Consider the following 22,619-nt stretch of genomic DNA (forward strand, 5'->3'; position numbering starts at 1 on the left):
ACGCAAGTGTGCAGGATTGACGCGGATAATAAATGAAATGAAATGGAATATAATTTACTATTCGTTGAGGACATATGTCCTTTATAGGAAGTCTGCCCTATAATTTAATATATAGAAAAGTCATTTACATGGGGAGAATAACGATTTATGAGAGGAATCTTGTTTGCTTTTCTGGGAGGAGCGTGTATTACGCTACAGGGGGTAGCGAATACACGGATTAGTCAGGATATCGGTACATGGCAGGCGGCCACTGTTACTCAGCTAATAGGCTTTATTTTGGCAGCATTAGTCTGGATGTTTACAAGGGATGGCAATGTGGCTGAACTGAAACAGGTAAAGCCGATGTATCTTTGGGGCGGTGCCTTTGCAGCAATTATTATATTTAGTGAAGTCACGGCAATCCAACATATTGGGGTTACGTTCACGATCTCGGCGTTGTTGATTGCGCAGTTGTGTTTAACCTTCCTGGTAGATATTAAGGGATGGTTCGGTATAGTGAAGCAAAAGATGAAGCTGCCACAATTTATAGGTATTGGTATGATGATCGCGGGTGTAATTATTCTGAAGCTTTAAAATAGAAATTTAACTTGTAAAGAAAGCTTAGAATGAAGAGATTGAAGGTGAGCTTAGGAATGAGAGAAATTCAGGATCAAGAGCAGCTAAAATATTTTTTGCAGCTGCATGAGTTGGAATCCATACTCTACGAGCCACTACATCCTTATTTGTCGTTGCATCGTTTGGAGCAAGGGGAAAAGCTCTGTTTACAGGGGGGCCCCATCGAGCATCTATATATACTGGTGCAGGGCAAGGTCAAGATTTATACCAGCTCTACAGAAGGGAAAACCCTGATCCTTTGCTTCAAAACACCGATCGAGGTTATAGGAGATGTTGAATATATTCGGAGTAGTCACGTCATCAACACAGTAGAGGCAGTGTCTCCGATCTATGTGATCGGTATTCACCACCAATGGATGAACAAATATGGCAGAGACTATGCTCCTTTGCTGCAATTTCTATTGGATATTGTCACGCGAAAGTTTTGCCTGGACTCCGACTTTTCCAGTTTCAATCTCATGTATCCGGTGGAAGTCAGGCTGGCGAGCTACCTGCTATCGGTTTCTTTTGACGAATCGAATACGGCTTTTCATGAGGAATTACGTGCATCCAGTCTAGTAGATGTGGCGAATTTGATCGGAACCAGCTATAGACATCTCAACCGTGTTATTCGCAAAATGATTGAAGATGGATGGGTTGAACGGACAAAAGGCTACATTGTCATTAGAGACAGAAAAGGTTTGGGCGAACTGGCAGGACATAATATTTATGAATCATTGTAATATGGGCTTTTATAAAAGCAGAAGAATATCAGGGATCATCAAGGGAGAGTTAACATATGTTATTAGGAATTGTATTGGCGATTATCGCAGGTGCCTTGGTCAGTCTGCAAACGATATTCAATAATAAGGTGAATGAACGGACAGGATCGTGGGCCACAACAACATTGGTGCTGGGAACAGGGTTCTTGGCTTCCTTACTCGGGAGTCTTATTTTTGAAGGGAAAAATACATTTGCTTTACAGCATATGCAGCCGTGGTACTGGTTCAGTGGCATGATTGGTGTCGGTGTTGTGTTCTGTCTGGTACAAGGAATGAAGCGACTTGGGCCGACCTATGCGATCTCCATTGTATTGACGGCACAATTAGGGACCGCCCTGTTGTGGGATTCGTTAGGATGGCTGGGATTAGAAAAGATTCCGTTTACCTTTAATAAGTTGATCGGTGTATTGGTCATTATCGGTGGTATTCTCGTATTCAAATTTGGACATGGGCGTACGAAGGAGCAAGCAGAAAGCATTTCATCTGTACCTGATTCGATGAAGGGATAAAGGAGATTGTAATGACCTTTATCTTGCTGGGATTGGGATCGTCCTTTCAAATAGGCATTTTGCAGAAAAGCTGCAGCTCAATTAGGAGCGGCTTTTCTGTAGAGTTTCCGAAATAACTGCTATATTGCGTATTTTGAACATGACCTAGGGGTAAGAAAAAATGTTCACGATCGTGTATATATTTTCCCATCCATGATACAATGAAAGTATCTTAAAATAGCCACTTTAAGGGCTACGATATTTGATATAAGAGACGATAAATAGATCGGTTACCGTGTTCGGGAACGGTCTTATTTGTGCTTCTTGAACTTGATGCAATAACAGAGTGACTTTGGATGAGGTGGAACATAGATGAGTAGTACAGAAAATGAAAAAGGAGCACCTGACGGTTTTAATAGATCCGGCTCTTTGTTGCCTGCCGCGAGGACAGGCGAACGGAAGATTGAGCACGTCCGCCTTTGTTTGCAAGAAGATGTGGCCGGACAAGGCATTACCAGCGGGCTGGAGCGATATGCCTTTAAGCACTGCGCTCTGCCGGAGTTGCATTTTGACGAGGTTCGTCTGGATACTACTTTTTTAGGACGAGTTGTACGAACACCACTGCTTATTAGCTCCATGACAGGCGGCAGCGCCGAGACAGGAGCAATTAATGAGCGATTAGCAGAGACAGCGGAGAGACGCGGCTGGGCATTGGGCGTCGGTTCGGTACGGGCTGCGGTGGAAAGGGAAGAACTGGCTTCAACCTTTGCGGTTCGCCGTCTGGCACCCAGTATCCCGATCCTTGCCAATCTGGGTGCGGTGCAGCTGAACTACGGATTTGGCGTGGACGATTGTCGCCGTGCAGTGGAAATTGCCGGAGCAGATATGTTGGTGCTGCATTTGAACGGATTGCAGGAGATTTTTCAACCTGAAGGGAATTTGGATTTTAGCGGTTTGCTTAAGCGCATTGAGGAGTTGTGTCGTCAGCTTTCAATGCCTGTAGGAGTGAAGGAAGTAGGTTGGGGCATAGATGGCGAGACGGCATCGAGACTTTATGATGCGGGTGCAGCCTTTATAGATGTCGCTGGCGCAGGCGGGACAAGCTGGAGCCAAGTGGAGAAATTTCGCAATCCTGATCCTGTTCGTCGCGCGGCGGCGGAGGCATTTGCGGATTGGGGCAACTCGACCGCTGATTGTATCGTGGAAGTCAGAGCCGTTCAGCCACATGGTGCTCTGATCGGCAGCGGTGGACTGAGAGACGGTGTCGATGCAGCGAAGGCGCTCGCTCTGGGGGCTGACATGGCAGGCTTCGGGCGTTCTTTGCTCGGTTCGGCGGTTGCCTCCAGCGAAGCGCTGGAAGCACGCCTGGAGCAGGTGGAGCTGGAACTCCGAACGGTCATGTTTGGGATTGGGGTAGATGGAATAGAAGGACTCAAAGATACGACTCGACTAAGAAAGAAGGTAAACGGATGAGCGGACTTATTACATTGGTTCCGATGAATGCGGAGCAATATGATCGATTTGAACAACGCTCGCTTGCCGACTATGCGGATGAGAAAATCCAAGCAGGTACATGGACGGTAGAAGAAGCACCAGAACGTGCGGCAGAAAGTTTTGCTCGATACCTGCCACAGAGACTAGACACACCTCATGCTCACCTGTATATGTTGATGTTTTCCGATGCCGGGGGGCAGAGTCAGGAGGAAGCTGGCTACATCTGGTTCAATATTACGGATGGGGTGCAAGGAAAAGAAGCTTTCCTACTGGATATTCTTGTCTACGATTCATATCAGGGGAGGGGTCTAGGCACGCTGGCGATGGGGGCTTTGGAACAGGAGGCTCGCAGACTGGGAGCAGTCCGCATCGGTTTGCATGTATTTGGGCATAATGAGCGAGCTTTGCATGTATATCGCAAGTCGGGCTATCGGATTACAGATATCCAGATGAGCAAAGAAATCTAAATAGGGATAGCAATATCCTGAATTTCATAACCGTATGCTTGCCGCGTGTATAGGTTCTCATATATAATGTGGGTTGGTAAACTAACGGATGGCATAACGCATATTTTATATAAACGGGAGTTGTTCTGATTATGGCTTTAAAAGCGGGGATTGTGGGCTTGCCGAACGTGGGCAAATCAACACTTTTTAACGCAATAACGCAGGCGGGTGCGGAATCCGCAAACTATCCATTTTGTACGATTGACCCCAATGTAGGCGTCGTTGAAGTACCAGACGAGCGGCTGGATAAGCTGACCGAACTGGTTGTGCCGAATAAAACGGTGCCAACGGCATTTGAATTTGTTGATATTGCAGGACTTGTGCGCGGTGCGAGCAAGGGCGAGGGTCTGGGTAACAAATTTCTGGCTCATATTCGTGAAGTGGATGCGATTGTACATGTGGTACGTTGCTTTGAAGATGAGAACATTACCCATGTGGACGGCAAAATTGACCCGATCAGCGACATTCAGACCATTAATTTGGAACTGATTCTGGCGGATATCGAAAGTGTAGACAAGCGTATTGAACGTTCCCGCAAAAACATGAAGGGTGGCAACAAGCAGTACACCCAAGAGGTAGAAGTGCTGGAGCGGATCAAGGAATCGCTGTATGCTGATAAACCTGCGCGTAGCTTAGAATTAACGGATGAAGAACGGTTGATTGTACGCGATCTTCATTTGCTTACGATGAAGCCTGTACTGTACGCTGCAAATGTCAGCGAAGATGGCGTAACGGAAGCCGACAGCAATCCATATGTGCAACAGGTACGCGATTTTGCCGTAGCGGAAAATGCAGAAGTGGTACCGATCAGCGCCAAAGTAGAATCTGAAATCGCTGAGCTGGAAGGCGAAGACAAGGCGATGTTCCTTGAGGAGCTGGGATTAGCTGAATCCGGATTGAACCGTCTGATTAAAGCGGCTTACCGCTTGTTGGGACTGTATACGTATTTCACAGCAGGTGTACAGGAAGTACGCGCTTGGACGATTCATAAAGGAACGAAAGCACCGGGTGCTGCGGGCGTAATCCATACGGATTTTGAACGCGGATTTATTCGTGCCGAGGTTGTATCCTACAATGATTTGGTCGCTGCTGGTTCGATGAACGGGGCCAAGGAACGTGGTCAGCTTCGTCTGGAAGGTAAGGAATATGTAGTGCAGGACGGAGACGTTATGCATTTCCGTTTTAATGTTTAATATATAATTTCCAGAATACAATACCTGATTCGGATATATAAAAGACGATGACTTCATGTATGTGTGTTCTGAAAAGTGCTAGATTACGTGGTCGCTGCCTATATTAGGGCGGCGACTTTTTTATTGTATTGCTGTTGTGTGGATTTTTGCAAAATCCTAAATTAGTCAGTATTTCTTGTAGCTAATTCATGAATTAGTTGGTATAATAAAGAGCTGTAGCCAGTGAAATTGAAGCTGGTTCATATTAATTTAACTGAAGAGGTGAATCGCTTGTTGGACCGATTGCAATCATTGGCGGACCGCTACGATAAACTGAGCGAACTGCTCTGCGATCCGGATGTAGCGAACGATAGCAAAAAACTTAGAGATTATTCCAAAGAACAGTCTGATTTACAGCCTGCTTATGAAGCATATACCGAATATAAAAATGTCGTTGAAGAGCTGGAAGCTGCAAAAACCATGCAGGGTGAAAAGCTGGACGACGAGATGCGTGAAATGGTCAAAATGGAGATTGAAGAACTGAGTGTTCGCAAGCGGGAGTTGGATGAAAAAATCCGTATTTTGCTGCTGCCGAAGGACCCGAACGATGATAAGAACGTTATTATCGAGATTCGTGGTGCAGCGGGTGGTGACGAAGCGGCACTGTTCGCAGCTGACCTGTACCGGATGTACACTCGTTATGCCGATACCCAAGGCTGGCGTGTAGAGCTGATGGACGCGAACATGAATGACCTCGGGGGCTTTAAAGAGGTTATTTTCATGATTAACGGTCGTGGTGCATACAGCAAAATGAAATTCGAAAGTGGTGCACACCGCGTACAGCGGATTCCGACGACAGAATCAGGTGGACGTATTCATACGTCGACATCTACGGTATCCGTTATGCCTGAGGCAGAAGAAGTGGATATTGAAATTTCCGACAAGGATATTCGCGTGGATACATTCTGTTCCAGCGGTGCGGGCGGACAGTCCGTTAATACGACCAAGTCGGCGGTGCGTGTAACGCATATGCCAACAGGTATTATGGCAACCTGTCAGGACGGCAAATCCCAGAACTCCAACAAGGAGAAGGCGCTGCAAGTTTTGCGTGCCCGTATTTCGGATATGCTGCGTCAGGAAGAGGAAGCCAAATATGCAGGCGAGCGTAAGAGCAAAGTAGGTACCGGAGACCGCAGTGAGCGTATACGTACCTACAACTTCCCACAAAGCCGTGTAACGGATCATCGTATTGGACTAACTATGCATAAGTTGGACCAGGTGATGAACGGGGAGATCGAAGAAATCGTATCGGCGCTCACGATTGCAGAGCAGGCTGATTTGATGGAACAAGAGGTTTAAGTTTTGGGAAACGAACGCGATTGTGTGTATCGGATGTCGCCGGAACGGAACATGAGTGTCAGAGAAGCCTTAGTTGAGGCTTCTTCTTTTTTAGGAAGCTGTGGCGTTCTGGAGCCGCAGCATAATGCCCGTTTGCTGCTGGAGCATGTGCTCGGGTTGGAAGGTACGGCGTTTTACGCCGCTTTGGGTGATCCGTTCCCTTCCACCGCCAAGGAGGCGTGGGAACGGATCATAGCCCGTAAAGCTGCGGGTGAACCGGCGCAGTATATTATCGGACGGCAGGAATTTTATGGCCGTCCGTTCATGGTTTCGCCGTCGGTGCTGATTCCACGCCCGGAGACAGAACTGCTCGTCGAGGCGATACTCCAGCACGGTGATCGGCTGTGGCCAAGCGGCGCTCCGCAGGCGCTCGACATCGGTACGGGCAGCGGTGCAATCGCTGTGACGCTGGCGGCCGAGCGACCGAGCTGGCGCGTGGCGGCAGGGGATATTTCGGCTGCCGCGTTAAAAGTAGCGGCTCATAACGCCGCTGCGAACGGCGCAGCCGTAGAATTCCGCGAGGGCGATCTGCTGACGCCATTTGCGGGAACGAGGGTGGACATTCTCGTGTCCAACCCGCCGTACATCCCGGCTGCTGACATCGCTGGCTTACAGCCAGAGGTACGCGACCATGAGCCGCGGATGGCGTTGGATGGTGGTCCTGACGGGCTCGGCCCGTATCGGGCAATGCTGGAGCAGCTCGGACTCCTTCAGGCTCCGCCCCGGCTAATCGGGTTTGAGCTGGGGATGGGACAGGCCAGAGACGTGGCTGGCCTGTTGGAACAGGCAGGTCATTGGAAGGACATTATAATCGTGCCTGACCTTGCAGGGATCGAACGACATGTCCTAGGCGTCTCGGAGTAGTGCTGCATTTTCTTTTTGCGAGTCTTTCCTTTAGAATAAGAGGGGTATGACCGAGAAACGGCTCAGGGGGAAATCATGCTTCAGAAATTGAAAAAAATTGACGGTCCGGTTATCTTTATTCTGGTTTTGCTCATGGCGATTAGTATCATAACGGTATACAGCGCAGGTAGGGGCCCTACGAACTTGGCAGAGCACGGCAATGACTACCAGAAGATGATCGGGTATTATATATTGGGTTTTGTGGCGATCTTGGGTTTAGCGATGGTCGATTTTCGGATATTCATTAAAAAAGCCCTGTACGTATATGGAGGCGGAATATTCCTATTGGGTCTCGGATTTTTTGGCGGGACGGTTAACAACTCTCAGGGCTTTTTGAAAATTGGTGGCTTGAATCTTCAGCCTGCTGAGGTATTCAAGCTGGTCCTTATCATTTTTCTGACTTATATGCTGATCAAAAAGCGCAAGAGCAAGCTGTATTTTATTCAGGATGTTCTTCCAGTCGCTCTGGTGAGCTTTGTCCCGTTTGCCATGGTTATGGCACAAAATGACTTGGGTAATGCGCTCGGTTACATTGTCATCGTCATCGGTATGCTATGGATTGGTAATGTGAAGGCATCTCATGCGTTAATCGGATTCATCGTATTTGCAGTCGCTGTTGGTGGCGGGATCAAAGCTTATATTTCGTTTCACGATGAGATTGACTCCTTTATGAAGGGGATTGGCCGTAGTCACTGGGTTGAGCGTTTGGACCCTTGGTTGGTACCGGAAGAGGCAACCGCAAAGGCGTCTTATCATACCAAAAATGCCAAGCTGGCGATAGCCTCTGGCGGGATGATGGGCAAGGGCTTTTTGCAAGGAACCTCGGTACAGTCCGGGCGTGTTCCTTATACGTACGCGGATTCTATTTTTGTGGTCGTAGCGGAGGAATTTGGCTTTGTAGGCTCTTCAGTGCTGCTATTGTTATATTTTATTTTGATTCACCGCATGATCCTGATTTCGCTGGAATGCCGGGATCGCGCCGGACCGTATATTATTGTCGGGATTGTGTCCATGTTGCTGTACCAGATTTTTGAGAACATTGGTGCGTTTCTGGGCATTATGCCGCTTACGGGGATTACGCTCCCGTTCATAAGTTATGGTGGTACCTCGTTGCTTATTAACATGGCTAGTATCGGCTTGGTTATGAGTATTAAGGTGCACGGCCAAGAGCTGGAGGACGATCTGCCGCAGCCTTCCAGAGTAAGCTTGACGAAGGCGAAAAAAGCCTAGTGCAGGTGGATTTTGGCTTGAAACTGATTGGTATTTGTGTGGGTTGAAACGGTGCAACGAGAGAGTCCAGATTGTGAAATCTGGGCTTTTTTATATGCCTCGGTGAGGGTCAGAAGCTTGGTGTAGCATGATTTGAGGGTGTGTGAAGAAAATCTGTAAAGTGTTCCTGAATCTTTTACAAGATTCATAGGTTTAGACTCTCCCAAACCGGACAGACTGATAGACATGATAGAGTTTGGGTTTGGGGGAGACGAAGATGAGAAGCTGGATCAAGCAAGCTGCAATGATACTAGTTTGTATTTCGATATTAATGATGTCTTGGGAAGGTCAAAAGACGGATGCTGCTATGACCACTGGAACAAGAGGAACCTTAGCATCAGGAGTAGCTACAACAGGGCTGAATGTGATTCCACATGACTCCATTCGACTGCGTATTTTGGCCAACTCGGATCGTCCGGAGGATCAGCTGGTTAAACGCGAAATACGGGACGCTATTGTACAGCAGATGAATGCCTGGGTGGGTGAGCTGGAAAACCCGCAAAGCTTAGATCAAGCTAGATCATTGATTGGTGCTCATTTACCTGAAATTGACCGTTTGGTGGGTACGGAACTGGCTCGTCGCGGCATTGCATATGATCATCAGGTGGAACTGGCGAGCGTACCTTTCCCGACGAAAATGTACGGTGGTCTGGTCTACCCAGCAGGGAATTATGAAGCGCTTCGGGTTACGCTGGGGCAAGGAAAAGGGCAAAATTGGTGGTGCGTGCTGTTTCCTCCGCTGTGCTTTATTGATGCAGGCAGTGGGGAAGCAGCGGCACAAACGGTATCAGCAAAAACGGATCACGGAGAAAGTCGGACGAATGCCGCTGACAAGGAGCCGGAAGTACGTTTTTTTCTGTGGGATGCACTTGCGGGACTGTGTAGCTGGGTGAGTGGCTTGTTTGCCTAAACGTTGAGGAGTGTAAGTTTTCCGATATGCTATAATGGAGCTTACGATAGATATACACATGGCAGAGCCAAATAAACTGATCTTTCAAAGTAGCCTTATAGGATCAAGCGAAATCACTGGCCTGTATATGACAATAAGATATGGGATGATCTGATATGAGCGATAAATCGAATCAAATGCAAGACTTGCGCGGAGAATTTGTGCAAAAGGAAAAATCGGAGCAAAAGCTAGATGAACAGGGGGTTCGCGAGCTGAAGCAGGCATTGAAGTCTTCCCATACCCAATGGTGGGATGTAAGATGTTTGGTTCCTGTGAGCAACACTGACGGGGATGTTTCTGACGAAATTTGGGATGAACAGACTCGGATCGCGGCGGAAAAGGGCATACGGGAGGCCGGCGTACTCCTCCAAACTGGAGAGACGGTAGCCTTTCCTACGGAGACCGTGTACGGCCTGGGGGCCGATGCGCGTAGTACAAAAGCGGTGGAGGCGGTATTCGCTGCCAAAGGACGTCCCTCCGATAACCCGCTCATTGTACATATTTCTGATGCTGATCAATTAGAGGGTATGGTAGCAGAAATAAACGATACAGCCCGAGCGCTGATGAATATGTTCTGGCCGGGACCGCTGACTCTCGTATTGCCGGTAGTGCCGCAGGCACTGTCATCGCGTGTGACAGCCGGGCTGGACACGGTTGGTGTGCGCATGCCGGATCATCCGATAGCGCTTCGTTTGATCGCTGAAGCGGGTTGTCCACTGGCTGCGCCAAGCGCCAACCGGTCGGGAAGGCCCAGTCCCACCCTTGCACAGCATGTGCGAGAGGATCTGGAGGGCCGCATCGGCGGCATTTTGGACGGAGGTCCCACGGGGGTGGGGCTCGAGTCCACGGTGGTGCAGGCGGGTGACGACGGAACCGTCACCATCCTGCGCCCTGGCGGCGTGACGGCCGAGCAGCTCGCTGCGGTTGCTCGCGCCGTCGTGCTGGACCCGGCGTTGGCCGCTACGCCCGGGGAAGACGCAGACAGCCCGGCGCCGCGCTCGCCGGGCATGAAGTACACGCACTACGCGCCGCGAGGCCGCTTGAGCGTGGTACAAGGCCCGTCGTCCGTTGAGGTGACGGGCTGGATTCGCGCCGCGCTGGCGGAGGCTTCCGCGCGCGGGGAGCGCACGGCAGTGCTCGCGTTCGACGAGCATGCCGCCGGCTACGCCGGAGAACGCGTCTACACGCTAGGCAAGCTGGACGCGCTCCATGAGGCAGCGCAGCGCCTGTACGGCGTGCTGCGCCGCTGCGACGAGGACGGCGTCACCTACATTTTGGCGGAATCCTGTCCGCCGAAGGGATTGGGAGACGCCGTCATGAACCGCCTGCTTAAAGCGGCAGGTCACCGAATCGTCCGCTTGTAGCTTCTGTCGAATCAGAGCCTCTTATATTAAATTTTCCTCCCTCCTCGTCTCGGTATTGGGTACTTTCAGTACATGCTTGTACTGATTTGCCCCTTGTCCGCATAACGTGTACAAGAACAGACGGATAATGGAGGGATGGAGTATGCTGGCAGCCTCTGCCCATGCCGGGCAGGTTGTAACGATTCTGATCATGGCGGTAGCGCTAGGAATGGATGCGTTATCGCTGGGCGTAGGGATCGGCATGAAGGGGATACGCCTGCGAGACGTGCTGCGCATCAGTACTGTCATTGGCTTTTTTCATATTCTGATGCCATTACTGGGAATGTTCACAGGCCATTATATGAGTTCTTTATTAGGTCATGTGACGGCCTACTTCGCAGGGGGTCTACTCATCCTTTTGGGCGGGCATATGGTGTATAATTCCTTTAAAGGGGACGGCGTACAGGTATTGGATCATCGTTCGCCTTTAGGCCTTTTGCTGTTTGCACTTGGGGTGAGCGTTGACTCATTTTCTGTAGGAGTGTCACTAGGTATGTTCCAGAGTGATCTGGTGCTGTCCGTTCTGGCGTTTGGTTTTTGCGGGGGAGCAATGGCGATGCTGGGCCTGCTGCTGGGTCGCAAGGTCAGCCGTAATCTAGGAGATTATGGGGAAGCAGTGGGTGGTGCCATTTTGTTGGCATTCGGCTTTATGTTTATGTTTTGATTTTAGCGTAGACAGTGTAAAATAAGTGCAGGGTTATCGTAAAGGATTAGGATTATAGTAATCCTCTGTTTATATATTTTTTTAACATACGGGGGGTGAAAACGTTGAAGAATATCTTATTCGTATGCACAGGGAATACCTGTCGCAGTCCAATGGCTGAAGGGATGCTACGTAAGTTGGCTGCTGAGCATGGGCTAGAACTGGAAGTGCGTTCTGCGGGAGTAGCCGCGATGGAAGGCACGCCGATATCCCGACATGCAGAGGCGGTTCTACGTGATCACGATATATCCGATCAGATCACTTCAACCCCTTTGAGCGACGGGCTTGCCGGGTGGGCGCATCTGATCTTAACCTTGACGCAAGGACATAAACAGCACGTAATTCAGCGCTTTCCCCAAACGGCGGGCAAAGTATTTACACTTAAGGAATATGTGGAGAACCGGGATGCGGTGTTGAATGATGTACAGGAGTTGGATGGTTTATATGCTTCACAGCAGTTGATGGCTTCACTTGGACAAGAGCTATCGGCGCAGGAGCGTGAACGAATGATTGAATTACACCAACGGATTCCGGGCTTTGATATTTCAGATCCGTTTGGCGGTTCGCGAGAAGACTACGATGTCACAGCTGCAGAAATCCGTACGGCGCTGCACAAGCTGCTGGACAAGCTAAAGGCTTCTTCCGAATAAAATTGGTATTACTCATCTGTTTTGTACGGAATCTGTTGATTTTCGGCGGCTAATCCGTTAAGATAAGGTGGAAAAATGAGAATCCGATGTAACTGGCGACAAAAGTGGGATTAACCACGATGGAGCATCGGATATACGGCCGGTCGCCTGGGCAAAAGAGCAATTCCACATAGGTGTGGACTGCTCTTTTTTTCATATACAAGTTGAGCCAGATTGTTAGCTGAGAGTTGATTCCTTTAAAGGTTCTTCCATTTTTTCTGCTCGAAATCTGAAACATCGGCTATAATATAGTCAGATTGTGATCAGGAGAGAGTGTGTTGAACTTGGGGCATGAGACCGTGCCTAGTCTCTGAGAGACTGTTCAACCAAAGGAGGTTCCAATAGTGGGACAATTGGATCATGAGATTTCGCTGGAAGCACAGACCACTTCTGTTGTGCGGGAAATCGCAGAAGCAGCCAGTCTCAAGGCTGGCCGCCTGCTGGTTATTGGTGTTAGCACAAGTGAAGTGGCTGGAAGTCGGATTGGTACGGCGGGAGCGCTCGATGTGGCTCAGCAACTGTTGTCTGGAGTAGAGTCCGTTCGCAGGGAGTATGGCTTTGATGTGGCGTTTCAATGCTGTGAGCATTTAAACCGAGCGCTGGTCGTTGAACGGGCTGTGCTGGAGCGACTGGGACTGACGGAGGTTGCAGCTGTTCCTGTTCGTACAGCAGGAGGCTCTATGGCCACCGTCGCCTATCGTTCTATGAGTGACGCGTGTTTGGCGGCGGACGTGCAGGCCCATGCCGGGATAGACATCGGCGAAACGCTGATTGGCATGCATCTGCGACCCATTGCTGTTCCATTTCGCCCAAGTCTTCGCTGGATTGGCGAAGCACGTGTGACAGCGGCATTCACCCGTCCTCCACTTATTGGTGGACAACGGGCAGTGTATAGTCTGGAGCAAGAAGTCGGCGGAAACTGCGATTAGCATTTGGCATGGCGGCATGTTTGTACTAATCTTTTTTGCATTGATGATGAGGTACCCAACAGAGGAGCAGGCGTTTGCTTGTATACCCAACAATTGACTATGGAGAGGGAGTAATCAATCATGATGGAACACCTGCGTAAAAGTGACCCGGCAGTGATGGAAGCAATGGGACTTGAACTGAAACGACAACGCCACAATATCGAGCTAATCGCATCCGAGAACATTGTCAGTGAAGCAGTAATGGAAGCCATGGGCTCCGTGCTGACGAATAAATATGCTGAAGGTTATCCGAACAAACGCTACTATGGTGGCTGTGAGCATGTAGATATCGTTGAAGACATCGCACGTGACCGCGCAAAAGAATTGTTCGGCGCCGAGCATGCTAACGTGCAGCCTCACTCTGGAGCACAAGCCAACATGGCGGTGTATCTGGCAGCTCTCAAACCTGGAGATACTGTACTGGGTATGAATCTGGCGCATGGTGGCCATTTAACACACGGAAGTCCGGTTAACGCTTCCGGCTTGTTGTATAACTTTGCTGCTTACGGTGTACGCGAAGACAACTTCCGCATCGACTACGATGAAGTGCGCAAGGCAGCCTTTAAGCACCGCCCTCGTCTGATTGTAGCTGGCGCGAGTGCATATCCGCGTACTATTGATTTTGAAGCATTTGCTTCCATTGCCAATGATGTAGGTGCTCTGTTCATGGTGGATATGGCACATATCGCAGGTCTCGTGGCAGCGGGAATTCACCCAAGTCCAGTTCCGCATGCCCAATTTGTAACAACAACAACACACAAAACGCTGCGTGGTCCGCGCGGGGGTCTGATTCTGACTCGCAAAGCATGGGCGCAAGCGATTGATAAAGCTATTTTCCCTGGTACTCAAGGGGGGCCACTGATGCATGTGATCGCGTCCAAAGCGGTTGCTTTGGGTGAAGCGCTCCAGCCATCGTTCAAAACCTATGCGCAAAACGTAGTTCGCAACGCACAGGTGCTGGCTGAAACACTGTTGGCTGAAGGGATTAACATTGTATCCGGTGGTACGGATAACCATCTGATGCTGTTGGATACGCGCAATTTGAATATCACAGGTAAAGAAGCAGAGCATGTATTGGATTCGGTGGGCATCACGGTCAATAAAAATGCGATTCCTTTTGACCCGACCAGTCCATTCGTAACAAGCGGAATTCGTATTGGTACACCTGCTGCAACATCTCGTGGTATGGATGAAGAGGCTATGGTCAAAATCGGTAAAATCATTGCCGAAACCCTTAAAAACCCGAAAGATGATACTGTATTGTCCAAAGCAAGCCAAGCGGTTGGCGAGTTGACAGACAAGTTCCCGATTTATCCAGGAACTCAATACTAATTCATCGACATTCATAATTTTTATGTTATAGGCTGTTTTCCTTCCGTAAGCCGGAGGAGAACAGTCTTTTTTTGCTTCCGAACGACTCGAAACATACATTTTTGGGTAATAAGCGATTACAGTAAGGGTTTATGCGCGCTATCCTTCATGATCTACGACAAAGGAGTGATTGCATTGAGTCAAAGAAAATCCGCGCAATTTTTGCAGCAACTCGTATTTGTAGGACCGATGGCGTTGTTTTTTGTCTTGATTATGGTCATTCCGTTCCTGTTGGGGTTGTATTATTCTATGACGAACTGGGATGGAGTATCTGAAAATATCCGATGGCTCGGACTGGGGAATTACATTCATATTTTTAGGGATGATCCAGATTTTCGTAATGCATTCTGGTTTACGGTCCGGTTTACCGTATGTGGTGTCATTCTGACGAACCTGATTGGCTTTTTCCTAGCCTATGCACTTACCAAACCGTTGCGTACCCGTAATGCACTGCGAACTGTATTTTTTATGCCCAATATGATTGGCGGCTTGCTGCTCGGCTTTATCTGGCAATTTATATTTGTACGCGGCTTTTCTGCAGTAGGTGAGGCAACAGGGCTTTCTTTTTTTAAACTGCCGTGGCTGGGTGATGGGCCAACTGCTTTTTGGGGAACTGTCATTGTGTTTGTGTGGCAATATGCAGGTTATCTCATGGTTATTTACATATCCTCGTTAAATAATGTCCCGCATGCCCTTATTGAATCGGCACAAATCGACGGTGCGAGCCGAAGACAGATTCTGCGTCATATTGTAGTGCCACTTATTATGCCAGCGGTGACCGTCTGCTTGTTCCTGGCGATATCCTGGTCCTTTAAAGTATTTGAGTTGAATTTGGCTCTCACAAAGGGGGGGCCTTTCAAGTCGACAGAGTCTGTAGCGTTGGACATATATAATGAAGCGTTTACAAATAACCGACTTGGATTAGGGACTGCCAAAGCTATGATTTTCTTTGTGGTCGTTGCAATCATTACCAGCATTCAGGTGCGTCTCACGAAGAAAAAGGAGGTCGAAATGTAATGGGAAAAACGTCAAACTATCGTTTGGGCACATGGGCTGCTGAAATATTGCTAATTGTGATCGGGTTAATCTTTCTGGTTCCGTTTTATTTTTTGCTCGTAAACTCCGTTAAATCCTTTGGCGACATTTTGGCCCATTCCGCTTCGTGGCCGACAACCTTCCGTTTTGAAAACTATGCTAACGCCTGGAATAAAATAAATTTTCCCACAGCACTGGGGAATTCACTGATTGTCACGATCGTCAGTAATGCGCTTTTGCTACTAATCAGCTCGATGGCCGCTTACCAGATGGTTCGGCATGACACTCGTTTTAACCGGTTCCTGTTCGGTTTGCTTGTGGCTGCGATGGTAGTTCCCTTTCAATCGATTATGTTGCCGCTTATGGAAGTGTCCAACGTATTGAGCTTGAACAACAGTATACCGGGACTGATCTTATGTTATCTGGGTTTTGGAGCGCCTTTATCCGTTTTTCTTTTTCATGGCTTTATTAAAACGGTACCTATTGAGATCGAGCAGGCGGCAAGGGTGGACGGTTCATCCCGGTACGGGGTGTTCTTTCGCATCGTTTGTCCGCTGCTGCTGCCTATGTTCGTAACCGTGCTTATCTTGAATACCTTATGGATCTGGAATGACTATCTGTTGCCTTCGCTCATTTTGAATGATCCTGAGCTGCGCACCATTCCGATTGCAACCTATATGTTGTTTGGTCAGTACACCAAGCAATGGGACTTGGCGCTGCCAGCACTGGTGTTGGGGATCACGCCAATTGTTGTGTTTTTTCTGGTGATGCAAAAATACATCGTTTCTGGCATTGCAGCCGGCGCGGTCAAAGGCTGAAGGGAGAGATAATCGATGAAAAAAACAGCGTTACTTGTCATCTCCTTGATGGTGCTGCTCGCATGTACACTTGCAGGTTGTGGAAATACGAAGGCTCAACAGAGTGAGACAAAAACGATACACATTTATCAATTCAAAGTAGAGATATCGGAACCGTTAAACAAGCTGAAGGCTGAATATGAAAAGACCCATCCTGGCATCAAGCTGGATATCCAATCTGTCGGTGGTGGTACGGACTATGGTGCTTCGTTGAAGGCTAAATTCGCATCAGGCGATCAGCCGGACATTTTTACAAATGAGGGCTACCAAGACCGCGATACGTGGTTGGAGTACTTGGAGGATTTGTCGGATCAGCCATGGGTGAAGGATCTGGACGATTTCGCTCGTAAGCCGATGACAGTTAACGGTAAGATTTATGGACAGCCTATGAACCTAGAAGGATTTGGATTTGTTTATAACAAGGATTTATTTAAAAAAGCGGGCATAACCAAACTGCCTCAGACGATAGATGAACTGGAGGAAGCAGCCAAGCGACTGAAAGCGGCAGGGATTATACCTTTTGCTAACGGGTATGCGGAATGGTGGGTTCTAGGGAACCATTTTATCAATATCCCGTTTGCCAGACAGCCGAACCCGGAAAGTTATGTTGAGGATTTAAACAAAGGAACGGCTCGCATCCCCGGTAACCCCGTGTTCGATCAGTGGGTGAAGTTGCTTGACCTGACTATAAAATATGGGAACCGCAATCCGCTCACGACGGATTACAATACACAAGTGACACTGTTTTCGACAGGTAAGGCTGCTATGTTGCACCAGGGGAACTGGACGCAACCGCAAATGGATGGAATTAATCCTAACTTGAATTTGGGTATTCTCCCTGCGCCTATAGACAATGATTCCTCCACAGGAGGTAGACTCGCGGTGGGAGTGGCCTCGAACTGGGTGATCAACAAAAATTCGCCTGTGAAGCAGGAGGCAAAAGAATTCCTCAATTGGTTGGTCACATCAGAAACAGGCAAACATTATATCACCAAGGAATTTAAGTTTGTTCCTGCCTTCAAAAGTATCACGTCCAGTGACGAGACGACAGGTGATCTAGGTGCAGAAATATCTCGGCATGTGAGGGAAGGCAAGATATGGAGTTGGAACTTTCAACGCTTCCCGAAAGGGCTAAATCAGGATTTAAGCAGTAGTATGCAAGCCTATATTGCAGGGGTTATCACGAAGGACGAAATGCTTCAACAATTTCAGGGGGCATGGGACAATTTGAAGTATAGATAAGCATAGATGAAAAAGCTTTCCGATTCATTTATCGGATAAGCTTTTTCATTTGCATATTATTGTATATAAATTGCTTTTATTCAAAAAAATATTCATTTGAGAGAATAATCACATTAATATGGAATGAATTGTATTATTATATGTTAAGAGATTTGAAAGTCACAAGGCGAGGGGCTAGTTTATGGATCATATTAAACATCCAATAACGCTGAAATTACTAGGACGTATGTGGATGTTAATCCGTCCTTATAAAGTACAATTTTTAGTGAATTTAGGTGTGATCATAGCTTCAGTTATATTAAGTCTTGCTCAGCCTTTATTATGGGCAAAAATTCTTACTTCCTTATACGATCAAAACCTAGATGAACTATACAAATTCACATTATATTTTATAATATTCTTTTTAATCCAGACCCTGGTGAATATCGGAAGAGCGCATTTTTTTTCGTTTTTAAATGAATCTATTATTTTAAACTTAAAACAAAAGTTATATAAGAAAATAATGAACTTATCAATTTATGATTTTGACAAAATAGGCGTGTCTGAATTTATTTCTAAGTTACATAATGATACTGAGATAGTTGCCGACGTCATTGTGGGTAAGTCTGTACACTTTATCGTGAATTTACTAACTTCTTTGGCTATAGGTGTAACTCTTTTTTTCATTGAGTGGAAATTAGCTCTCTTAATTGTTGCGCTAAATCCAATTTTATATTTGATTATAAGGTTATTTTCTAAGCATATTAAAGCTAGAAGTACTGAAGCTTCTAGTATTAATGATTATATATATTTCATAGTACAGCAGTCTTTTATTGGTATTAAGGAAATTAGAAATCTTAATATACAAGATCAGAATTTAATTAACTTCGGCACAGCCACGGAAGAACTTAAATCAAAAAAAATTAGAATTGTACATTTACAGGCTATTTCTCAGAACCTTGCCCAGATTGTTAGCTTTATTATCCAAATCCTTATTATTTTGATAGGTGCATATCTTGTTGTTGAAACTAAAACATTATCTATAGAAATTTTTATTGCTTTAAACACATATTCATTTCAATTAATTAATTCACTAATGCAAGTTACAGAATTTAACACTGATTTTCAAAGATTAGTTGTATCACTTGAAAGAATATTCGCTGTTATGGATAGAAAAGAATACAACCTGGAATTAGAAAAGGTGGAGATAACGGATAATTTAATTGGAGGAATAAGTTTCACAAATGTGTCTGTATCCTATGAGACGGAACGTGTAATTCTTGATAATGTAAGCTTTGAAATATCACCTTTCTCCAAAACAGCAATAGTAGGAAGAAGTGGTGCTGGAAAATCAACAATTTTTAATATATTACTTAGATTTTATTCACCTTTAAGTGGTCATATATATATTGATAATTATAACTTACAAGAAATTGATGAACTTAGTCTTAGAAAGTATATTACGCTTGTTCAACAGGTACCTTATTTTTTTGGTGGATCAATAAAAGAAAATTTGCTTGTCGCTAATCCTGATGCCGCTGTTGATGACCTTTATGAAGCATGTAAACAGGCCTACATACATGATACTATTATTAATTTGCCGAATGGGTATGAAACCATAATTGGTGAAAACGGTTCCAATTTATCTGGTGGCGAAAAACAAAGGCTTGCAATTGCAAGGGCGATATTAAGAAATACTAGGATTATTTTGTTGGATGAACCTACTTCTTCTGTAGACAATGAGTCACAGTACTTTATTAATAAGACACTTAACTTACTTTCTCATAACCATACAATAGTTATTATAGCGCACCATCTATCTAATGTTATTGATTGTGACAAAATTATCATTCTTGATAAGGGAAAGGTTATTGAGAGTGGTATCCATACTAGTTTAACTAGTAATAAAAATTATATAGATCTGTTTAGCTCTGAAATGTCAATCAAATAATAAGGAGGAAGAAGGTGATTCAAAATAATACTTTTAGACCTGTCAAAGTTGTTGTTTTAGATAGCGGAATAGATACAGACAAAGGAGGACTCGTAGAGCATGTAAAGGAATCTATACATTTTAGTTTGGATATTAATGGTGTCGTATTGGAGACAAAACAGTATTCATATAATAACGATCATGGAACAGCAGTCGCAATGGCCATTAAGCATATCACGCCGAACGTTGAATTTATAAGTATGAACATACTAAATGAACAACTAAGATCTGACGGTAGAGTATTACTATATGCTTTTAAGAGGGCGATAGATTGTAATCCTGATATTATACACATGAGTTTGGGGACGAAAAAATTTAGGTATGCAAAGCCGTTGAAAAAATTGGCGTATGAAGCTAGAGAACATGAAGTCTTTGTTGTAGCTGCTGCTAATAATAATAAAGTTAGATCCTTACCTGCTAGATTAAAGAATGTTATTGGAGTTTTGGGTTTATCTGATTTAAATCCTGAAAATTATTGTTTTAAAAATAAATATTTTTATGCTTGCGATAATGTTAATGATGTTAGGAGAATTGGTGATATTCCAAATTATAAGTATTTAACGGGTTCCAGTATAGCAGCAGCCTTCATAAGTGGTCATATAGCCAGACTAATTAGCAAAAGAGACTTTAGGTATGATGAAATAAATTCATTATTAAAAAGAGGAATTATGGGAGGGGAAATATGAGTACACTGAATTATATGTTAGGTAAAACAGTAGAAGAGTGGAGAGCAGAAGAAGGGAAGCAAATTACTTTTTGTGTTACTGAGGACTGCAACTTAGCTTGTAAGTATTGTTATATAGTAGGTAAAAATCATAAGAATAAAATGACATTCGAAATTGCCAAAAAGGCGGTTGATTATATACTGAGTCATCCGGAAGATTTCCCAGAAAAAGCGGTGATTTGGGACTTTATTGGAGGTGAGCCATTTCTAGAAATTGATTTAATTGATAAAATTTGTGATTATATAAAATTCCAAATGTATCAATTGAATCATCCCTGGTTTAACAATTATCGTTTTAATTTCTCGTCGAACGGTCTTTTATACCATACGCCTAAAGTTCAAAAATTTATTAAGAAGAACCATAGTAAGTTGAATATTGGAATTAGTGTAGACGGAAATAAGACCAAACATGATATGCAAAGAGTATTTCCTAATGGTAGTGGTTCATACGATCTTGTGAAGAATAATATTACGTTGTGGCAAAGTCAGTTTCCGAATAGTCACACTAAGGCTACCTTTTCGCATGATGATTTACCACATCTTAAAGATAGTATAATTAGTTTGTGGGAATTAGGAATAAATGATGTGTCAGCAAATGTGATTTTTGAAGATGTGTGGGAAGAAGGAGATGACCAGATTTTTGAAGAACAACTCAAAGATTTGGCAGATTATATTTTAGATCACGATCTATGGAAGGATCATAACGTAAGATTCTTTGAAGAAAACTTAGGTAAGCCACTTGATGAAGAAAAGCTAAAGCAGAATTTTTGTGGCGTTGGAAAAATGCTTGCTATAGATTATAAAGGTGATTTTTTTCCGTGTGTCAGATTCGTTGATTACTCTTTAAGCAACAGACCTGGATACTCCATTGGTAATATACACACTGGAATTGATAAAAACCGTTTAAGACCTTTTATGTTACTTAATCTTCAAAATCAAAGTACAGAAGAGTGTATCAATTGTGAAGTTGCTTCTGGATGCGCATGGTGTGTGGGACATAATTATGATACGGCATATACTGATACCATATTTCAAAGGGCAACGTTTATTTGTAAGATGCATAAAGCAAATTGTAATGCGAATGATTATTTTTGGAACAAGTTTGAAAAAAGAACAGGAATAAAGCCATCAGTTTCATTGCCGGATGGGAAAGAGAAGTATTTAATATTTTTGGAATCGGATCATATAACAACGCATTGTTCATACAAAAATAAAATCGGATTAGAAAGTGAATATATGGATGAGAGGACTTATAAGCTTGGGCTGCAGTTTTGCGAAAATCAAAACTTAACGCCTATTCTACTAGGAGATTTTCCCTACGCTGATGCATCAATACTACGAATGAGTGAAACTAATTATCACAAAGGTGATAAGTTTATACAAATTTTCGATAACGACATATATCAAATTCAAAATACACAAATAGATAAAAATGATAAGCAATTATGCATTCTCAAAATAAATAAGGAGAATATAACCAATATTGAAGGTTTTATCAAAGTTTTAAAGTTTAACTTTAATAGAATTAATCTTATTTTAGATGATATCGAACTTTGGAAGAAAGAAAACTTGGACAGTTATGAAAGAGAGTTAAGAAAACTCTCCAAGATAATAATTGAAAGTTACAAAGAGGGGAGCCCCTTGGAGATTAATGTACTGACTGATATTTTAGAGCTGGATAAAATGTGTAACTGTGGTGCTGGAGAGAATACATTCACACTTGCACCTAATGGAAAAGTTTATATGTGCCCTGCTTTTTACTTTGAAGACTCTAAAAAATATATTTGCGATCTTGAGCTAGATAAGAAGCTGATAACAAATGAATTAGTGGGCTTGGAACAATCACCATTATGCAATGAATGTGATGCATACCACTGCAGCAGATGTAAATATTTGAATCATAAACTTACGAATCAAATCAATGTGCCCTCTGAGATTCAATGTATCATTAGTCATATTGAAAGGGAATGTTCGGTTCAAATTAAAAATTGTCTGGAGAAAGAAGGGGTAGAATGTAGAAATAGATTAAACAGTGTAGATTATTTAGATCCTATTCATAAGTTTTATAAAACAAAGTTAAAGCAATTGATTAATTAATAACTT

21 protein-coding genes and 1 riboswitch are annotated in these 22,619 nt (G+C 44.9%); all 21 genes read left to right on the forward strand.

Going from position 1 to position 22,619, the window contains the following annotated elements:
- Positions 1-147: 147 nt before the first annotated feature.
- The 21 genes from MHB46_RS16570 to MHB46_RS16670 all read left to right on the forward strand — a co-directional run bounded on the left by MHB46_RS16570 (position 148) and on the right by MHB46_RS16670 (position 22,613).
- Entirely contained in the window at positions 148-573 is a 426-nt protein-coding gene (locus MHB46_RS16570) for a DMT family transporter (protein ID WP_039271579.1), read from the forward strand.
- Between the two features lie 59 nt (positions 574-632).
- Positions 633-1,337, forward strand: coding sequence for a Crp/Fnr family transcriptional regulator (locus MHB46_RS16575; RefSeq protein WP_341162898.1), 705 nt, complete (start codon positions 633-635; stop codon positions 1,335-1,337).
- A 56-nt stretch (positions 1,338-1,393) separates the two neighbouring features.
- Positions 1,394-1,885, forward strand: a complete 492-nt coding sequence (locus tag MHB46_RS16580; protein WP_023990727.1) for a DMT family transporter — start codon at positions 1,394-1,396, stop codon at positions 1,883-1,885.
- A gap of 351 nt (positions 1,886-2,236) precedes the next feature.
- Positions 2,237-3,337, forward strand: coding sequence for a type 2 isopentenyl-diphosphate Delta-isomerase (gene fni / locus MHB46_RS16585; protein ID WP_341162899.1), 1,101 nt, complete (start codon positions 2,237-2,239; stop codon positions 3,335-3,337).
- Positions 3,334-3,825: a GNAT family N-acetyltransferase gene (locus MHB46_RS16590; protein WP_209947788.1), complete on the forward strand. Its 492-nt coding sequence runs from the start codon at positions 3,334-3,336 to the stop codon at positions 3,823-3,825. The genes fni and MHB46_RS16590 overlap by 4 nt, the downstream gene beginning before the upstream one ends.
- 131 nt (positions 3,826-3,956) lie before the next feature.
- Positions 3,957-5,057: a redox-regulated ATPase YchF gene (ychF, locus tag MHB46_RS16595; protein WP_209947790.1), complete on the forward strand. Its 1,101-nt coding sequence runs from the start codon at positions 3,957-3,959 to the stop codon at positions 5,055-5,057.
- Between the two features lie 270 nt (positions 5,058-5,327).
- Positions 5,328-6,395 (forward strand): peptide chain release factor 1, encoded by a 1,068-nt coding sequence (prfA, locus tag MHB46_RS16600; RefSeq protein WP_013312344.1) that lies wholly within the window; start codon positions 5,328-5,330, stop codon positions 6,393-6,395.
- A 3-nt stretch (positions 6,396-6,398) separates the two neighbouring features.
- On the forward strand, positions 6,399-7,298 hold the full coding sequence (gene prmC / locus MHB46_RS16605; protein WP_341162900.1) for a peptide chain release factor N(5)-glutamine methyltransferase: 900 nt from the start codon (positions 6,399-6,401) through the stop codon (positions 7,296-7,298).
- Positions 7,299-7,373: 75 nt separating this feature from the next.
- Positions 7,374-8,567 carry an FtsW/RodA/SpoVE family cell cycle protein gene (locus MHB46_RS16610; protein WP_071643366.1) on the forward strand — a complete coding sequence of 398 codons (1,194 nt, stop codon included), beginning with the start codon at positions 7,374-7,376 and terminating at the stop codon, positions 8,565-8,567.
- Between the two features lie 256 nt (positions 8,568-8,823).
- Positions 8,824-9,516 (forward strand): stage II sporulation protein R, encoded by a 693-nt coding sequence (spoIIR, locus tag MHB46_RS16615; protein WP_341162901.1) that lies wholly within the window; start codon positions 8,824-8,826, stop codon positions 9,514-9,516.
- Between the two features lie 155 nt (positions 9,517-9,671).
- Complete coding sequence (locus MHB46_RS16620; RefSeq protein ID WP_341162902.1) at positions 9,672-10,919, forward strand: L-threonylcarbamoyladenylate synthase; 1,248 nt, start codon at positions 9,672-9,674, stop codon at positions 10,917-10,919.
- Between the two features lie 142 nt (positions 10,920-11,061).
- A complete protein-coding gene (locus tag MHB46_RS16625; RefSeq protein ID WP_023990719.1) occupies positions 11,062-11,622 on the forward strand; it encodes a manganese efflux pump MntP in 561 nt (186 codons plus the stop codon).
- A gap of 104 nt (positions 11,623-11,726) precedes the next feature.
- Positions 11,727-12,311: a low molecular weight protein arginine phosphatase gene (locus MHB46_RS16630; RefSeq protein ID WP_029518516.1), complete on the forward strand. Its 585-nt coding sequence runs from the start codon at positions 11,727-11,729 to the stop codon at positions 12,309-12,311.
- Between the two features lie 78 nt (positions 12,312-12,389).
- A riboswitch (ZMP/ZTP riboswitch) is annotated at positions 12,390-12,471 on the forward strand.
- 220 nt (positions 12,472-12,691) lie between these two features.
- Entirely contained in the window at positions 12,692-13,279 is a 588-nt protein-coding gene (locus MHB46_RS16635; RefSeq protein ID WP_341163761.1) for a TIGR01440 family protein, read from the forward strand.
- A 120-nt stretch (positions 13,280-13,399) separates the two neighbouring features.
- On the forward strand, positions 13,400-14,650 hold the full coding sequence (glyA, locus tag MHB46_RS16640; RefSeq protein ID WP_013312336.1) for a serine hydroxymethyltransferase: 1,251 nt from the start codon (positions 13,400-13,402) through the stop codon (positions 14,648-14,650).
- A gap of 147 nt (positions 14,651-14,797) precedes the next feature.
- A complete protein-coding gene (locus tag MHB46_RS16645; RefSeq protein ID WP_445667594.1) occupies positions 14,798-15,706 on the forward strand; it encodes a carbohydrate ABC transporter permease in 909 nt (302 codons plus the stop codon).
- A complete protein-coding gene (locus MHB46_RS16650; protein ID WP_103047401.1) occupies positions 15,706-16,542 on the forward strand; it encodes a carbohydrate ABC transporter permease in 837 nt (278 codons plus the stop codon). The genes MHB46_RS16645 and MHB46_RS16650 overlap by 1 nt, the downstream gene beginning before the upstream one ends.
- A 15-nt stretch (positions 16,543-16,557) precedes the next feature.
- Positions 16,558-17,823 carry an ABC transporter substrate-binding protein gene (locus tag MHB46_RS16655; protein ID WP_341162904.1) on the forward strand — a complete coding sequence of 422 codons (1,266 nt, stop codon included), beginning with the start codon at positions 16,558-16,560 and terminating at the stop codon, positions 17,821-17,823.
- Between the two features lie 181 nt (positions 17,824-18,004).
- Positions 18,005-19,753, forward strand: a complete 1,749-nt coding sequence (locus tag MHB46_RS16660; RefSeq protein WP_341162905.1) for an ABC transporter ATP-binding protein — start codon at positions 18,005-18,007, stop codon at positions 19,751-19,753.
- A gap of 14 nt (positions 19,754-19,767) precedes the next feature.
- Positions 19,768-20,478 (forward strand): S8 family serine peptidase, encoded by a 711-nt coding sequence (locus tag MHB46_RS16665; RefSeq protein ID WP_341162906.1) that lies wholly within the window; start codon positions 19,768-19,770, stop codon positions 20,476-20,478.
- Positions 20,475-22,613 carry a radical SAM peptide maturase, CXXX-repeat target family gene (locus MHB46_RS16670; protein ID WP_341162907.1) on the forward strand — a complete coding sequence of 713 codons (2,139 nt, stop codon included), beginning with the start codon at positions 20,475-20,477 and terminating at the stop codon, positions 22,611-22,613. The genes MHB46_RS16665 and MHB46_RS16670 overlap by 4 nt, the downstream gene beginning before the upstream one ends.
- The last annotated feature ends 6 nt before the right edge of the window (positions 22,614-22,619 follow it).

Source organism: Paenibacillus sp. FSL H7-0703 (genome assembly GCF_038003485.1).
In the GTDB taxonomy this organism is placed as follows: Bacteria; Bacillota; Bacilli; order Paenibacillales; family Paenibacillaceae; genus Paenibacillus; species Paenibacillus polymyxa_B.

Bases quoted from the DNA above. Each gene is read 5' to 3' on its own strand.
- MHB46_RS16570 (WP_039271579.1), top strand. From the start codon at position 148: ATGAGAGGAATCTTGTTTGCTTTTCTGGGAGGAGCGTGTATTACGCTA.
- MHB46_RS16575 (WP_341162898.1), top strand. From the start codon at position 633: ATGAGAGAAATTCAGGATCAAGAGCAGCTAAAATATTTTTTGCAGCTG.
- MHB46_RS16580 (WP_023990727.1), top strand. From the start codon at position 1,394: ATGTTATTAGGAATTGTATTGGCGATTATCGCAGGTGCCTTGGTCAGT.
- fni (WP_341162899.1), top strand. From the start codon at position 2,237: ATGAGTAGTACAGAAAATGAAAAAGGAGCACCTGACGGTTTTAATAGA.
- MHB46_RS16590 (WP_209947788.1), top strand. From the start codon at position 3,334: ATGAGCGGACTTATTACATTGGTTCCGATGAATGCGGAGCAATATGAT.
- ychF (WP_209947790.1), top strand. From the start codon at position 3,957: ATGGCTTTAAAAGCGGGGATTGTGGGCTTGCCGAACGTGGGCAAATCA.
- MHB46_RS16610 (WP_071643366.1), top strand. From the start codon at position 7,374: ATGCTTCAGAAATTGAAAAAAATTGACGGTCCGGTTATCTTTATTCTG.
- spoIIR (WP_341162901.1), top strand. From the start codon at position 8,824: ATGAGAAGCTGGATCAAGCAAGCTGCAATGATACTAGTTTGTATTTCG.
- MHB46_RS16620 (WP_341162902.1), top strand. From the start codon at position 9,672: ATGAGCGATAAATCGAATCAAATGCAAGACTTGCGCGGAGAATTTGTG.
- MHB46_RS16625 (WP_023990719.1), top strand. From the start codon at position 11,062: ATGCTGGCAGCCTCTGCCCATGCCGGGCAGGTTGTAACGATTCTGATC.
- glyA (WP_013312336.1), top strand. From the start codon at position 13,400: ATGATGGAACACCTGCGTAAAAGTGACCCGGCAGTGATGGAAGCAATG.
- MHB46_RS16645 (WP_445667594.1), top strand. From the start codon at position 14,798: ATGATCTACGACAAAGGAGTGATTGCATTGAGTCAAAGAAAATCCGCG.
- MHB46_RS16650 (WP_103047401.1), top strand. From the start codon at position 15,706: ATGGGAAAAACGTCAAACTATCGTTTGGGCACATGGGCTGCTGAAATA.
- MHB46_RS16655 (WP_341162904.1), top strand. From the start codon at position 16,558: ATGAAAAAAACAGCGTTACTTGTCATCTCCTTGATGGTGCTGCTCGCA.
- MHB46_RS16660 (WP_341162905.1), top strand. From the start codon at position 18,005: ATGGATCATATTAAACATCCAATAACGCTGAAATTACTAGGACGTATG.
- MHB46_RS16670 (WP_341162907.1), top strand. From the start codon at position 20,475: ATGAGTACACTGAATTATATGTTAGGTAAAACAGTAGAAGAGTGGAGA.